Source organism: Acinetobacter marinus (genome assembly GCF_900096915.1).
Classification (GTDB): domain Bacteria; phylum Pseudomonadota; class Gammaproteobacteria; order Pseudomonadales; family Moraxellaceae; genus Acinetobacter; species Acinetobacter marinus.
Map to the genome: position 1 here is coordinate 37,308 of NZ_FMYK01000009.1, position 14,048 is coordinate 51,355.

At 41.8% G+C, this 14,048-nt stretch carries 16 protein-coding genes; 11 read left to right on the top strand and 5 right to left on the bottom strand.

Annotation, left to right across the window (positions count from 1 at the left end):
• The first annotated feature begins 295 nt into the window (after nt 1-295).
• The 4 genes from mqo (at nt 296) to BLQ60_RS12320 (ending at nt 4,257) form a co-directional block, all read left to right on the top strand.
• Nucleotides 296-1,999, top strand: coding sequence for a malate dehydrogenase (quinone) (gene mqo, locus BLQ60_RS12305; protein ID WP_092621005.1), 1,704 nt, complete (start codon nt 296-298; stop codon nt 1,997-1,999).
• Between the two features lie 142 nt (nt 2,000-2,141).
• Nucleotides 2,142-2,459, top strand: a complete 318-nt coding sequence (locus BLQ60_RS12310; RefSeq protein ID WP_092621008.1) for a hypothetical protein — start codon at nt 2,142-2,144, stop codon at nt 2,457-2,459.
• A 131-nt stretch (nt 2,460-2,590) separates the two neighbouring features.
• The gene (gene epsC, locus BLQ60_RS12315; protein WP_092621011.1) at nt 2,591-3,508 is read left to right on the top strand and encodes a serine O-acetyltransferase EpsC; all 918 of its coding nucleotides are present in this window, start codon (nt 2,591-2,593) and stop codon (nt 3,506-3,508) included.
• 2 nt (nt 3,509-3,510) lie between these two features.
• Nucleotides 3,511-4,257: a GNAT family N-acetyltransferase gene (locus tag BLQ60_RS12320; protein ID WP_092621014.1), complete on the top strand. Its 747-nt coding sequence runs from the start codon at nt 3,511-3,513 to the stop codon at nt 4,255-4,257.
• Between the two features lie 2 nt (nt 4,258-4,259).
• Here BLQ60_RS12320 and BLQ60_RS12325 read toward each other — a convergent pair whose 3' ends face one another.
• Nucleotides 4,260-4,877, bottom strand: a complete 618-nt coding sequence (locus BLQ60_RS12325; protein ID WP_092621143.1) for an L-threonylcarbamoyladenylate synthase — start codon at nt 4,875-4,877, stop codon at nt 4,260-4,262.
• 122 nt (nt 4,878-4,999) lie between these two features.
• A complete protein-coding gene (locus tag BLQ60_RS12330; RefSeq protein ID WP_092621017.1) occupies nt 5,000-5,629 on the bottom strand; it encodes an elongation factor P hydroxylase in 630 nt (209 codons plus the stop codon).
• A 367-nt stretch (nt 5,630-5,996) separates the two neighbouring features.
• Here BLQ60_RS12330 and BLQ60_RS12335 point away from each other — a divergent pair, with 367 nt between their 5' ends.
• The 7 genes from BLQ60_RS12335 (at nt 5,997) to BLQ60_RS12365 (ending at nt 11,219) form a co-directional block, all read left to right on the top strand.
• The gene (locus tag BLQ60_RS12335) at nt 5,997-6,557 is read left to right on the top strand and encodes a YceD family protein (RefSeq protein WP_092621020.1); all 561 of its coding nucleotides are present in this window, start codon (nt 5,997-5,999) and stop codon (nt 6,555-6,557) included.
• 61 nt (nt 6,558-6,618) lie between these two features.
• Nucleotides 6,619-6,804, top strand: coding sequence for a 50S ribosomal protein L32 (rpmF, locus tag BLQ60_RS12340; protein ID WP_087621495.1), 186 nt, complete (start codon nt 6,619-6,621; stop codon nt 6,802-6,804).
• Nucleotides 6,805-7,026: 222 nt separating this feature from the next.
• Nucleotides 7,027-8,025: an ACP S-malonyltransferase gene (gene fabD, locus BLQ60_RS12345; RefSeq protein ID WP_092621023.1), complete on the top strand. Its 999-nt coding sequence runs from the start codon at nt 7,027-7,029 to the stop codon at nt 8,023-8,025.
• A gap of 95 nt (nt 8,026-8,120) precedes the next feature.
• Nucleotides 8,121-8,867: a 3-oxoacyl-ACP reductase FabG gene (gene fabG, locus BLQ60_RS12350; protein WP_092621026.1), complete on the top strand. Its 747-nt coding sequence runs from the start codon at nt 8,121-8,123 to the stop codon at nt 8,865-8,867.
• A gap of 92 nt (nt 8,868-8,959) precedes the next feature.
• Complete coding sequence (acpP, locus tag BLQ60_RS12355) at nt 8,960-9,199, top strand: acyl carrier protein (RefSeq protein WP_092621029.1); 240 nt, start codon at nt 8,960-8,962, stop codon at nt 9,197-9,199.
• Between the two features lie 194 nt (nt 9,200-9,393).
• Nucleotides 9,394-9,867: a peptidoglycan-binding protein LysM gene (lysM, locus tag BLQ60_RS12360; RefSeq protein ID WP_092621032.1), complete on the top strand. Its 474-nt coding sequence runs from the start codon at nt 9,394-9,396 to the stop codon at nt 9,865-9,867.
• A 215-nt stretch (nt 9,868-10,082) separates the two neighbouring features.
• Nucleotides 10,083-11,219, top strand: coding sequence for a TonB family protein (locus BLQ60_RS12365; protein WP_244516040.1), 1,137 nt, complete (start codon nt 10,083-10,085; stop codon nt 11,217-11,219).
• A 90-nt stretch (nt 11,220-11,309) separates the two neighbouring features.
• On the opposite strand, the gene BLQ60_RS12370 is transcribed toward BLQ60_RS12365, so the two are convergent.
• The 3 genes from BLQ60_RS12370 to tmpT all read right to left on the bottom strand — a co-directional run bounded on the left by BLQ60_RS12370 (nt 11,310) and on the right by tmpT (nt 14,021).
• Nucleotides 11,310-12,485, bottom strand: a complete 1,176-nt coding sequence (locus BLQ60_RS12370; protein ID WP_092621036.1) for a DUF1266 domain-containing protein — start codon at nt 12,483-12,485, stop codon at nt 11,310-11,312.
• On the bottom strand, nt 12,486-13,220 hold the full coding sequence (locus BLQ60_RS12375) for a hypothetical protein (RefSeq protein WP_092621039.1): 735 nt from the start codon (nt 13,218-13,220) through the stop codon (nt 12,486-12,488).
• Between the two features lie 147 nt (nt 13,221-13,367).
• Nucleotides 13,368-14,021, bottom strand: a complete 654-nt coding sequence (gene tmpT, locus BLQ60_RS12380) for a thiopurine S-methyltransferase (RefSeq protein ID WP_092621042.1) — start codon at nt 14,019-14,021, stop codon at nt 13,368-13,370.
• Between the last annotated feature and the right edge of the window lie 27 nt (nt 14,022-14,048).

Here is a 14,048-nt window from a genome sequence, read left to right on the forward strand (position 1 = left end):
AGTCGATTTACGCAAAATAATGAACTGTAAAAAGCAAACGCAATGGTTAAAAATTGCAATCAATTTTCTAAATAATCATAAGACGATTTTTGCTGTATAAATAACAACATCGCTGTATAAAATTGAAATTTGCGTGCCAATTATAAGGCTAAAGTCTAATGCGTCTAGTGCTAAAGTCGTATGGAGCGTTATAATGTTGCACTGAATTGTGCGGCATTTTTATCTTAATTTTGGATGTGAATTTTAAAATTTTGATAAAAATTAATATAAGTGAATGAAAACTAAGGATACTTTGATGAAAAAGTTTCTGAAGATTCTAGGCATCCTGATTTTAGTGGTTGCCATTATTGGACTGATTTATTTGTTTAGACCGATTGCATCGAAAAAGGTCGAAACCAAAGCTGAAGATCCAGTCACCGATGTTGTGTTGATCGGTGGCGGGATTATGAGTGCAACGCTCGGCACGTATTTGACTGAGCTTGAGCCAAACTGGACCATTCAAATGTATGAGCGTCTGGATCAAGTCGGTGAAGAAAGCTCGAACGGCTTTAATAATGCAGGTACAGGTCACTCAGGCTTTATGGAGATGAACTATACCTCTGAAAAAGACGGTAAAATGGACATCAAAAAAGCCATTGATGTGGCGTCACAGTTTGAAGTGGCGAAGCAGTTTTGGTCGTATCAAGTCAAACAAGGTGTTTTGGGTGATCCAAAAACCTTTATTAATCCTGTAGATCACATTGCCTTTGTCTGGGGCGATGAAGTGAAATTCTTGGAAAAACGTCATGCGGCAATGATTCAAAGCCCATTATTCCAAGGCATGGAAATCACTGAAGATCCAGCGGTCATCAAACAGTGGGCGCCTTTGGTCATGCAAGGTCGTGATGCAAAACAAGCGGTTGCTGCGACACGTATGGATGTCGGTTCGGATGTGAACTATGGCTCGATCACCAAGCAGTTGGTGGCGAATTTACAAAAGCACCAAACCTTTAAACTCAATGTTTCGACTGAAGTGACTGGCATCAGTCGCAATGATGACAAAACATGGTCTGTGCAGTTCAAAGATCTCAAAACGGGCAAATCATCTTATGTGAAAACACGTTTTGTCTTTATCGGTGCAGGCGGTGCGGCGATCAAATTATTGCAATTGACTGGACTTGAAGAGTCGAAACAATATGCAGGCTTCCCTGTGGGTGGTGAATTCTTGATCACAGATAATCCTGCGATCACAGCACAACATACGGCTAAAGTCTATGGTAAAGCAGAACTTGGTGCGCCACCGATGTCTGTACCACATATCGATACCCGTTATATTGATGGTAAGAAATATGTCTTGTTTGGACCATTTGCAACTTACTCGAATAAGTTCTTGAAAAATGGTTCACAGCTTGATTTGTTTAAATCAACCAATAAAAATAACGTGCTGCCGATGACTGCGGTTGGTTTGGAAAATCTGGATTTGGTCAAATACTTGATGAGTCAAGTCAGCATGTCTGATGATGACCGCTTGAACGAGCTGAAAAAATACTATCCTGAAGCGAAAGCAGAGGATTGGCGTTTAAGCCAAGGTGGTCAACGTGTACAGATCATCAAAAAAGAAGCGGATAAACCTGCGAAATTGCAATTTGGTACAGAAGTATTTGTATCGAAAGACAATAGCGTATCGGCGCTACTTGGTGCCTCTCCAGGTGCATCGACTTCGCCTTACATCATGCTGACTTTGCTTGAAAAAGCATTCCCAGCACAAGTGGCAGGTCAGTGGAATCCGAAGTTGCATGAGATCGTGCAATCGTATCAACAAGACTTGAATGCTGATCCTGCATTGCTCAATCGTATTCGTTTGGATACCAGTGCAACACTTGGCTTAAATTATAAGCCACGTGTCGTCGGTGCAACTGCGACACAAGCACCAGCGAGTACAGCGGACAAAGCGCCAGCAAATGACGCAACAGCACCTGCTGAAGCATCAGCTACGCAACCTGCGGTAAAAGCATCATAAATTAGATTTTCAGTGAGGAAAATTTCCTGACTAAGATCGCAAAAAAATAGGCTGATTCGTCAGCCTATTTTTATATGTTGAAAATGTATTTTTAGATATGTGACTGATGGTATATGAATTGGTGACGTAAAAGGTTAAGAGAATGAAATATCAAAAACTATGTGTAGGGCTGAGCAAGGTGGCGATCATTGCATTTATATTGTTTCTCGGATTTCAATCTTTATACATCATGATATTGGGCGGTCAGGTGGTCTATCTGTTTTTAAGTTTAGTCGTGATCGTTGTACTGACGTATTTTGTGTTTAAACAAACAAAAATAATTAGATTGCCTCACTATGCTTTAATCTTTGTGCTTTTGGTCATCTTATCTATTGTTCAGCATCAAGCCTTGCTGAAGATCAAGCACCACAACGCACAATTTACGACGGATGAAACATGGCAACAATATGGTGCGCTGTAAGGGTTGAAAATATCAAGATGTACAAACAATTTGCATATTCGGCGAGTTATTGAAGATGTATAATTAATCCAATAATCGTTTGAGTATTTTACTCAATACGGTTTTGTCTGATTTTGCTCAAGGAGATCGCATTGGCACATTGGCAAGTACAACAGGTGATCGATGGTTTGCAGCAGGCTCGTCATGATTGGCGAGATTCACAGCATCGTGCCAAGGCATTTGGTGGGCGAGAGCTTCCGTCTAAAAATGCCCTAAAAGTCATTGTGAATGAGCTGTGTGGCATCTTATTTCCGATGCGTCTTGGTCCGACCGATTTGCGTCAAGAAAGTGAAGATTTTTATATTGCCTATGCCTTAGATAAAGTGCTGAATGCGCTGAAACATCAAGTAGTTTTAGCGTTGTCCTATGACCATCGTCGACTACAAAAAACGACCGATCTGGCTCAACTACAAACCTTGGCGCATCAGATCGTACAAGATTTTGCCGATCAACTGCCAAGTATTCGCCGTTTGCTCGATACCGACGTGATCGCCGCGTATGAGGGTGATCCTGCTGCACGCAGTGTGGATGAGGTCTTGATTACTTATCCAGGCATGTTAGCGATTACTTATCATCGTTTGGCACATTTGTTATATGCTGATGTGCCGTTATTATCTCGGATGATTTCTGAGCAAGCGCACTCTGCTACAGGGATTGATATTCACCCTGGTGCAACGATTGGACAAGGTTTTTTTATTGATCATGGTACAGGTGTGGTGATTGGTGAAACCTGTATTATTGGTAAAAATGTACGGATTTACCAAGCAGTGACCTTGGGTGCCAAGCGTTTTGAAGTCGATGAAGCGGGCAGTTTGAAAAAAGATTATGCACGTCATCCGATCGTAGAGGATGATGTGGTGATCTATGCAGGGGCGACCATACTTGGGCGAGTGACCATTGGTCAAGGGTCTAGCATCGGCGGGAATGTCTGGCTGACACATAGTATTGCGCCATATAGCCAAGTGTTACAACAAAACTGTGATCAGGTAAAATCTCAACAGCAAATCTAAAAATGAAAAATTATCAAAAAAACAGAGTGAATGAATATCAACAACCAATCGGTGAGCTTGTTGATACAATACATTTTCAAATGATTGACGAAAAGGTGTTGAATGGTCAAAGTCAACTACGCCTTATTCCTTTTCAAAGATTAGATGATGTGGGAAATAGAATTGCTCAACTTTTTCAGGTGATTGAGAGAGAGCCTGATGAGCGTTGCTGGACATATTTACCATATGAAAAGCCAATAGATGTTGAACAATTAATAGAACGCTTATCTCAAAATTTTGGATTTGAAAATTGTATTCATTACTTAATAGAGGTTGATGGTCGATTGCTGGGCTATATTGCGTTAATGAATGCCCGTATGACAGTTGGTGTAATAGAAATTGGCAATGTTTATTTTTCACATGAGCTACGTCGTCAGAAAGTTTCAACAGAAGTCATTTATCTACTGCTAAATACGAGTTTTCAATCGGGTTTTCGGCGAGTCGAGTGGAAATGTGATGACCTAAATCAGCCATCAAAAAATGCTGCATTGCGCTTTGGTTTTAGTTATGAAGGTCTATTTCGACAAGATCGGATTTATAAAGGACGAAATCGTAATACTGCATGGTTTTCTATGTTGGATGATGAATGGTTGCTTATTCAAAAAGGATATGAGGCTTGGTTGGATGAGCAAAACTTTGATACGAATGGCTTGCAGAAAAATAAAATAAATGACTTGATTCAAAAGTATTTAGATTCAAATATGGCTTAAATTCATTCAAAAGCACTCACATCACCCAAGCCACGGCGTACCACCACAGGGTGATCTTGTGAAAGGTCAACAATGCTGGTGGTGGCAAGCATACCAATACCACCATCAACAAAGACATCAATGCGTTTACCCAGTTGCATTTCGATATCAAAAGGGTCATCCAGTGGATCGGTTTGATCAGGCAGAATCAGCGTACTGGTAATGAGTGGCTCACCAAGCTCTTTGAGTAAGGCTTGCGCAATCGGGTTACTTGGAATGCGAAGCCCAATGGTTTTTTTCTTTGGGTGCATCAAGCGTCGTGGTACTTCACTGGTCGCAGGTAAAATATAAGTCGTGATCGCAGGGGTATTGGCTTTGAGCAAACGATACATGGCATTGTCGACTTTGGCATAGGTCGCGATGTCGGATAAATCCTGACAAATGATCGCATATTGATGCTTATCGGAAAGCTGACGAATCTGTGAAATTCGATCCATCGCTGATTTATTACCAATCTGACAACCAATCGCATAGGCCGCATCAGTCGGGTAGACCACCACATCACCTGCACGGATGCGCTCAACCGCTTGGGTGATCAAGCGGGCTTGAGGATTGTCGGGATGGATGCGTAGATGCAACATGGTCATTGTCCAGAGATCAATAAGTGTTAATTATAGCACTTTTCAATCGATAAAATTTAGATACATCACAATTGATTGAAAACTAAACATTCTTAGCTGTGAAAAAACAAACATCAAAACAATCAATTCAAATCCGTGCGTTGAAACTCGCCAATTTCTAAAAATTTTCCATCTCGAATTTCTACACATAAATGTTGGATGAGTGCCAAGCCATCTTTAGGAATGCTTTGCGGATCATTTAAAAAAGCCTGTACTTGCGCAAACACATTGTCTTTAAAGGTTTCGCCGTCACCGCCTTCACCCGTCAGATTATCAAGTGACACGCGAAATGGTCGTCCACAAGACTTTGCAAATAACCATTCTAAGGCTTGCGGTTTAACTTCGACCTGTTCGAATAAGGCTTGCTGTGCTTCACTACGCCCATCAGGCGCATACCAATAACCGAGATCAGATTGCGTACGACGCTTGGCACCTGCGATGCACCAATGGCTGATTTCATGTAGCGCACTATTAAAAAAACCATGCGCAAACTGAATTTTTGCAGGAGAATCCGTAGTCGCAGGAAAGTATTCAGGTTCATGCTCACCACGGACTAAAATCACATTGTGGTGGGAAAACCATTGATTAAAGTGTAAAATTAGCCAATCCACTTGCATGACTTCGCTGTGACAGCGAGACCACGTGCTAAGTGATTGAATATTTTGAGCCGAAGACGTTGTAGAAGCGACCTTTTTCGCTTGCGACGGATTCATAATGACTAATTTCTCTCAAACAGTACAAAATTTAGATGCGAAATTGTATCTTAATCTTTGACATTAGTTTGATGAATTTGTAGAATTGCGTCCCTTAAGGGTCTGCTGACAGTTCAAATATATTTTGCGTTGCAAAGTAAATTGTCGCAGACGAGGCATGAAACGAAGATAATGGTATTTCCTTATCAAGTTTCATAACGAAGTATGAGACAATCTTACTTGCAACCCGAAGGGACAGGATCATTTTTTGATGCTACTGCGTTAGGTCTTGCTGATTTAGAATAACTAAATTTCGCAATCCCTGTCTTGTATCATCTAAAAAATGATCACTGTCGCAACTAGATTTGAACTATCAGCAGACCCTACTATGTCAGCAAATACCTTTCCGACACAGATTGAGCCATTTAAATGGGCAGAGCAAGGTTATTCATGGTCAGGTCAACTGCCATTATCTCGCTTTACCCGTATTGCACATGACGCGATTGGATCAATTGATGATCGATCGGTTCAGGTCGAGTGTAAGTTATCATTAGATGCTTATCATCGTATTGTTTGGTTGATTGCGCATTTAGAAGCAAGTGTACCGCTTCGATGCCAGCGTTGTCTGGATCAAGTGGATGTTGCACTTGAAACTGATGTGCATGTCGCCTTAATCGATGATGATCGTGAGTTAGATTACTTGGATGAGGATGCTGATTTCATCATTTTGGGTGAAGATCTTGGAACGACCAAAGGGGATATGAATGCTCCTGCGACCATCGATCTGATTACTTTGCTTGAAGATGAATTGTTATTGTCGATGCCAAACTCACCTAAGCATGATGCTTGTGAACACAAACATCGACCAACTGTTCAGACTGAGGAAAAAGCCGAACGTGATAATCCGTTCGATGTTTTAGCAGGTTTGAAGGGTAAATTGGGCTCATAATGTGCTATACTTGCGCCCGTTGATTGTTTGATCCATTTTTGTATTTGTAAAGGAGCCACTCATGGCTGTTCAGCAAAACCGTAAAAGCCGCTCTCGCCGTGATATGCGCCGTTCTCATGATGCTTTAACTGCGAGCACTCTAACTGTAGACCAAGCTACTGGTGAAACGCATCGTCGTCACCACGTAACTAAAGACGGTTTCTACCGTGGTCGTCAATTATTCGCTCAGGCAACTGACGCAGAGTAATGGTTAGCATGTAATGCAAAAAGGGAGCGAAAGCTCCTTTTTTAATGTCTGTTTAAATCTCTCAGGCTGAGGATGAGATGTGTAATCAAACATTACAAATCATCTTTTTTGCCAATTTCGACATTTTTGAAAAACCATAAAAAGACAGTTTTGGTGCTAGACAAGCCAAACCAAGTTGATAAGCTAGAATAATTTTATACGTTGATATAACACGGATTCTTTATGTCATCATCACCATCTTTATTTTCAGATTCACAGCAACACGCTACGCAAACGGTTTTCGTTTTTCCAGGACAAGGCTCACAAAAAGTCGGCATGTTAGCGGAGCTTGCTGAAAAGTATCCAACGATTTTGAGTACCTTCCAAGAAGCATCTGATGCGCTTGGTTTTGATCTTTGGCAGATTGTCCAGTTAGGCGAACACTCAGGTCACCAGCTCGACCAAACCGAATTTACTCAACCTGCACTATTGACTGCAAGTATTGCGCTTTGGCGTGTGTGGCTGGAGCAAGGCGGTGTGTTGCCAAAATATATGGCAGGGCATTCACTGGGTGAATATAGTGCACTGGTTGCAGCTGAGGCGATGACGTTGGGTGATGCGGTTAAATTAGTCAACCGTCGTGGACAACTGATGCAACAAGCTGTACCGCCAGGTCAAGGTTCGATGGCTGCGATTCTCGGTTTGAGCGATGCGCAGGTGATTGAGCTGTGTGAAGCATCTTCACAAGTCGGTGCAGGGCAAGTCGAAGCGGCGAATTTTAATGCCAAAGGTCAAGTGGTGATTGCAGGGGATGCCGAAGCGGTACAAGTTGCCATCACCAATGCCAAGGAAATGAGCGGAAAAGCCATTGTCTTGCCAGTCTCTGTTCCTTCACACTGTCGCCTGATGAAAGGTGCGTCGGAGCAATTTGGCGAGGCGCTGAATGCTGTTGCACTGAAATTGCCAAAAATTGCAGTGATTAATAACGTCAATGCAGATGTGGCAACAGACATTGATAGCTTAAAACGAGCGTTAGTTAACCAGCTCTATCAACCTGTGCAATGGACAAAGACTTTGGATGTGTTTGAGCAAAATGGCATTCATTATTTGTTGGAATGTGGATCGGGTAATGTGCTGAGCAATTTGGCGAAACGCTTGCCATTTGTAGAGAAGGTTTTTCCGACTGATACCGTGGCTCGTTTTGATGAAGCATTACAGCAGGTGAATGCGATCGAGGTTTAAGTGCGATTGCGGCTCAGTAATTGAAGCATCAAAAAAGATTTTATTTTTTAGAAGTTTTTAGAAACTGTAAAGTGTTTAAATAGAAGGAATAATGCATGAGCGACACGAAGAAAGTAGCTCTCGTGACAGGTGCAAGTCGTGGTATTGGTGCGGCAATTGCAGCACAGCTTGCCCAAGATGGATTCTTTGTGGTGGGCACAGCGACCTCTCAACAAGGCGCAGATGGCATTAGCCAAAGTCTTGCAGCGCAAGGTGCGAATTGTGGCGTGGGCAAAGTGCTGAATGTCTGTGATAAAGATGCGATCGAACAAATCGTTAGTGACATTGAAGCGGAATATGGCAATGTCTTGGTGTTGGTCAATAATGCAGGCATTACCAAAGACAATCTATTGCTTCGTTTGAATGAAGATGATTGGGATGAAGTGATCAATACCCATCTCAAAGCGGTCTATCGTCTGTCGAAGCGTGTGCTTAAAGGCATGACCAAAGCACGCTTTGGGCGCATTATCAATATTAGCTCGGTGGTTGCGCACTTTGCCAATGGTGGACAAACCAACTATTCTGCAGCAAAAGCAGGCATTGAAGCCTTTGGGCGTAGCCTTGCACAAGAGATGGGTAGCCGTCAGATCACGGTCAATGCGATTGCCCCAGGATTTATTGCCACAGACATGACCGATGCTTTGGCAGAAGATGTAAAGGCGAAAATGATTGCCCAAGTCCCTTTAAATCGTTTGGGTCAACCCCAAGATATTGCGGACGCAGTGAGTTATCTCGCCAGTGATCGTGCAGGTTATATTACAGGTACGGTATTACATATCAATGGTGGCATGTACATGAGCTAGTGACAGAATCACTAAGCAATTGGCTTTGACATTATAAATTTTTAATCTAAACTAAGGCGAAAACAACGCCACAAGCAATGAGGAGAATTCCTGTGAGCGATATCGAACAACGTGTGAAGCAAGCAGTTGCAGAACAACTCGGTGTAAACGTAGAAGACATCAAAAACGAAGCATCTTTTATGGATGATTTAGGTGCTGATTCTTTGGATCTAGTTGAGTTGGTTATGTCATTTGAAAATGATTTTGACATCACGATTCCTGATGAAGATTCAAACGCAATCACTACAGTTCAGTCTGCAATTGATTACGTGACAGAGAAACTTGGAAAATAATTCAAGTGTCTGTTTGTTTAAAGGTCGCATTTTGCGACCTTTTTTCATTTTAAGGCATCAATAAAATATCCTATATTGTGGGATGATCTTACAAAACATTACACGAAATCATGCGGAGTCAACTTGAGTAAGTCTTTGAATCACGTTAAAAAATGAGAACCAATTTTGGTATATTAAGAAAATGGAGATCCATCATGGGCTTTTTTGATTTTGTTAAAGGTATCGGCAAAAAGAATAATGCACAGCCAGTAGAACAACCAAGCACACCAGCAGCAACTGAACCAACAGCTCAAGAAACCGCAAATAAACTGCTCGGCTTAGTGAAAGGATTGGATTTGGGGATTACAGGGCTATCGATCGGCTATAACAGCACCACCGATCTGGCGACCATCAAAGGTGAAGCACCCTCGCAAGCCGCGCGTGAAAAGGCAATCCTCGTGGTTGGTAATGTCGATCATGTGGCACGTGTTGACGATCAAATGACTGTAGCGACCGCAGAACCTGAAAGTAAGTTCTATACGGTCAAATCAGGCGATAACTTGTCGAAAATCGCCAAAGAAGTGTATGGCGATGCCAACCAATATCCAAAAATCTTTGAAGCAAATAAACCAATGCTTAAAGATCCTGATGAAATCTTCCCAGGTCAAGTTTTGCGTATTCCTGCATAAGTGAATGTAGATATACCTAAAGGGCATCTTCGGATGCTCTTTTTTGTATGAATCATTGATATAAAATCGACCAAATATTTAAATGATAATCATTGCTAACAATTCTAATTATAAATACAATCTAATGCTCCGTTCTAATTCGAATTTCGAACGTGTAATTTATTAAAGTTGAACCACTATATTTAAAAATATGACATTTCATTTGGGGATATATTTTGAGTAAAATATCAACGATTAGCAGTTTATTGATTTTATCGACGATATGCCACGCACAGACGGATACAAACCAGTTCACATCTGAGCAAGCGTTTCCACTCAGCGAGCAAGCATTACAACAATTAATGCAATCAACACAGATTTCGTCAGAGCAAACAGTTGAAGCTGATCAGGCGGAGCCCATTGTCATTGCATATCGGGCGAAACCACCCTTGAAATATCCGAAGAATATGCAGGATTTTGGGAATCATGGTCGTGTTCTACTAGAAGTTCAACCGAATGAGCAGGGTGATGTAATGCAAGTAGTGACAAGGTATGCGATACATCCTGATTTAGAGCAGGCGGCGGTACAGGCAATGCTTCAAGCTAAATTTGAACCCATGCCACATTTAATTCAAGCTGTGATGCAGACAATTGATTTTAATATTCATCAAAGTGAATTTGTGATCAATCAAACAACAGACCCATTTAAAATTCCAAAAGCATCCAAGAATTTACCTGAAGATTTGCAATACGATAAGGCGCCAAGAATCAAAGTCGCCGCACCAGTGGTTTATCCTTATGAATTGTTAACGTCTAAAAAGACAGGTAAAGCCAAAGTTTATATTTTGATTGATCCAAATGGCGTCGTGCGTAAAGCAGAGATTTTGTCTGCATCAGCACCTGAATTTGGTCAGGCATTGCTTGCTTCATTTCGGTCATGGCAGTTTTATCCTGCACGTAAAGATGGGAAACCAAGTTGGTCGGCATTAGCCAAAGAGCAACGATTTAATTTAACTCATCGTGATACACGTCTTGCAGAAAGTGCACAGAACATATTGAGAGAGCTTAAAAAGGAAAAAGCCGAATATGCAACATTGAATCAACTTGATCAAATGCCAAAACCACTGTATTCACCCATGCCAAATAATATTTCTACTGGAAAGAATCAAGTATTGGTTGAGTTTTACTTGGATCAAGATGGCTTTGTCCAACTCCCTACGTTAGTTTCATATACGAACGAAGAGCAGGCATGGGTTGCATTGACTGCACTCAAGCGCTGGCAGTTTACTATTCCTAAAGTGAACGGAAAGCCTGTCATTGCAAAAATTCAACTTCCATTTGAGTTTGATGCAGAAGAAATCAAGCAAAATTAAATCAAAAGAAAATTGCGCTCTTGAAAAGGTAATCTTTCTTTTCAAGAGTGTGCGATAATGGTATTTAACTAATTGAATTATAATGAAAAACTATTTTATAAAACCAATGGATTGATTACTACCTTTGCTTTGTTTGGCTTGATCTCGATAGCTGGTAAATCCAGTACGCATGTCTTCCGACCAATTCGCCGATTTGCGTTCCCACGGCAGACCACGCACAGGCCAGTTGCAATATTGTTGGTAGAGTTGCCACATTTCATGGCGAGTTTGGGTTTTTTCAAAATTTTGCGACCAATAGGCATGTCCGAGACGCAAATTATCAAAATAGGCTTCTTCGCTGTCAAATAGTGAATAAATTAGATTTGCCGCTTTTTCCATATCTTGCCACGCCTGATGTTCGGAAATATAGCCTGCCATGTAAGCATGACGCGCCATTGGAAAAACACGCCACAAGTCAAATCCCCAGACCAAATGCGGTGGGTGTAGCGTTGTGGATTGTAAAGCGTCGATGACGAACTGTGATGGTTTTTCAATCAAGCCAGCAAGTTGATGCAAATAGTTGAGATTTTCATTTTGACGGGCTGATTTGGTCTGTTCATCCATATAGGGATCGGCATATTTATCAAAATGAATCACATAGTCCAAATCTAATGCAAATTCTTTACTATGCATGCCTTCAAACAAGCGACTGACCATCAGTTGATATTGTTCGCCACTGACAATTCCCCAATCCTGATTGAGCGCTTGGCGGTAAGTCTGGGCTGGCTCAATGGCAAAGGTTTTCGGTTTGAACGTGGTGTTGGGTAGGCGAGTCGCACATGGATAATATTCAAGGGTCTGACTCCACAGCCCATGATAAAAATCATTTGGCGCATCTAGGCGCAACGTTTTTAATTGTTCGAGCGTAGGCGCAGTGATTTGCGCTAAATCATAATATTGGATTTGTTCTTTGATCCCAAGATTGCGCTGTCTCATCATCAAAAACAATGCCAATAGCACCAAGCCAATAAAACATAGCGCCGTAACGATCATCAAGGTGCTCACAAATGGCTGTTCTGCAACTAAAGGATTGACACTGACCTTGCGGGCAAACGCATCTTGAACACTCATATACAGCATCACGGCACTGATGATGAGGCCCATGATAAAGAGGTAAGTGATCGCAGGCGCATCTTGTAAAAAATCATAAATGATGCGAGTCAATGGCTTGGGTTGCACAGGAAATTCACGATGATTTGGTGCATTTTGTAAGCGAGCATCCGACATTTAAGGCGCTCCTGTGAGCTTATGTTCAGCAAATTGATTTGCTCTTACCGCATCTTCCATCTGCACATCATCGTGAATGCTTCGGAACGTCACTTTTTTAATCTTCTCATCGATTTTATATTTCACTTCAAATTTTGGTCCAGTGAAATTTTCATGCTCGACATCGGCAATGTTTTCGGGTGAAGAGACCACTTCGCTACTGAGCTGAACGGTGGCGTGATTCTCAGGCTGTACATCCAAGACTTTGACCCAAGTTGAGCGGAGCGTTCCACCCTGATTATATTCACCGCCAAACAGATTCATATAATAGCGATCACCAGCTTTGGGTGGTGTAAGAAACATTGCCAAGCCTTGTTCTTTATTGGGTTTGGTCACGCTAAAGAAGTAAACCGCCATCGCCACAAAGATCGCAATAATCGCCAAAGCTAAGCCGACAAAGATTTTACCCGCAGTCGACATGCGATAACCTGACTTTTCAGGCACAGGATGCGTGGCAATATTTTGCGTGGCGTAGGCGAGCATTTCCTTCGTCCATTGGCGCTGTTTAATCTCTAAGCCTTGTGCATCATAAAAACGGGCAATCGATTTTTTAGAATAAGAGTCACCAAAATAAGATGAATCATGACGCTGTGCGAGGGTAAATCGTAGCTGCGTCGGTGAATGAGAGCCTGCGGTGGGGAGGTAAGGTCGATCCTCAAAAAACACCAATTCTTCAAAAGACAGAAATAAAATCATTCGAATTCACTATATAAATAAATGAAGATGATTTGAGTATAGTGATGAATTTCTATGCACAGCAAGCTCAATTCTTGCCCTTTTTGTAGGAATAATTTAATCAGAATCAATGCGTACTTATGTGGTGTCGTGTTTGTGCTAAAGCGTTTATTCGGTTTTAAACAGCCAAACTTTCTCTAAAATATCTGCATCATTGCCAATTCGGCTATTGAGTCGGTCATTTTGAAGTAATTCATTCTGTAGACATTGTTTCTGATCAAAGTGCGCATACAGTTGCATCAGTTCACTTTCATGGACTGAGAAGGGCGGGCCATCCATCAATGTTTGGTCATATTCATAATGAATCAGCAGTTGTGGCGCCGATTGAGTCAGTGCGATAACCTGTTTGGCGTAGTCCGCACGCATCTGCTCTGGGAGTGCAACCAAAGCCGCTCGATCATAGACCGCATCGACCTGACCGAGCATCTCGGCACTGAGCTGGAAAATATCGCCGACAAAAATGTCGATGTGCTGTGCAGAGTAATGTTTAAACCCTGCTATAGATTCAATCTGTGGTTGAATATTCAGCGCTTCAAAAAGCTGTTGAATGGCAAGCTCAGACAGCTCGGCGCCGCAGACCGAATAGCCTTGATGTAATAACCAGTGAATGTCCACAGTTTTACCACACAACGGCACAAATATTCGTGCAGGTGGCGTGAGCTTAAGTGTAGGGAAATAGTTGGTCAGTAAAGGATTGACTTCAGAACGGTGAAATCCAATCTCTTGCTTTTGCCAACGGCGATGCCAAAATGCAGTATCCATAATCCGACTATTCTTTTTCGCTATATT

Bases quoted from the DNA above. Each gene is read 5' to 3' on its own strand.
- mqo (WP_092621005.1), top strand. From the start codon at position 296: ATGAAAAAGTTTCTGAAGATTCTAGGCATCCTGATTTTAGTGGTTGCC.
- BLQ60_RS12310 (WP_092621008.1), top strand. From the start codon at position 2,142: ATGAAATATCAAAAACTATGTGTAGGGCTGAGCAAGGTGGCGATCATT.
- BLQ60_RS12320 (WP_092621014.1), top strand. From the start codon at position 3,511: ATGAAAAATTATCAAAAAAACAGAGTGAATGAATATCAACAACCAATC.
- BLQ60_RS12325 (WP_092621143.1), bottom strand. From the start codon at position 4,877: ATGTTGCATCTACGCATCCATCCCGACAATCCTCAAGCCCGCTTGATC.
- BLQ60_RS12330 (WP_092621017.1), bottom strand. From the start codon at position 5,629: ATGAATCCGTCGCAAGCGAAAAAGGTCGCTTCTACAACGTCTTCGGCT.
- BLQ60_RS12335 (WP_092621020.1), top strand. From the start codon at position 5,997: ATGTCAGCAAATACCTTTCCGACACAGATTGAGCCATTTAAATGGGCA.
- rpmF (WP_087621495.1), top strand. From the start codon at position 6,619: ATGGCTGTTCAGCAAAACCGTAAAAGCCGCTCTCGCCGTGATATGCGC.
- fabD (WP_092621023.1), top strand. From the start codon at position 7,027: ATGTCATCATCACCATCTTTATTTTCAGATTCACAGCAACACGCTACG.
- fabG (WP_092621026.1), top strand. From the start codon at position 8,121: ATGAGCGACACGAAGAAAGTAGCTCTCGTGACAGGTGCAAGTCGTGGT.
- lysM (WP_092621032.1), top strand. From the start codon at position 9,394: ATGGGCTTTTTTGATTTTGTTAAAGGTATCGGCAAAAAGAATAATGCA.
- BLQ60_RS12370 (WP_092621036.1), bottom strand. From the start codon at position 12,485: ATGTCGGATGCTCGCTTACAAAATGCACCAAATCATCGTGAATTTCCT.
- BLQ60_RS12375 (WP_092621039.1), bottom strand. From the start codon at position 13,220: ATGATTTTATTTCTGTCTTTTGAAGAATTGGTGTTTTTTGAGGATCGA.
- tmpT (WP_092621042.1), bottom strand. From the start codon at position 14,021: ATGGATACTGCATTTTGGCATCGCCGTTGGCAAAAGCAAGAGATTGGA.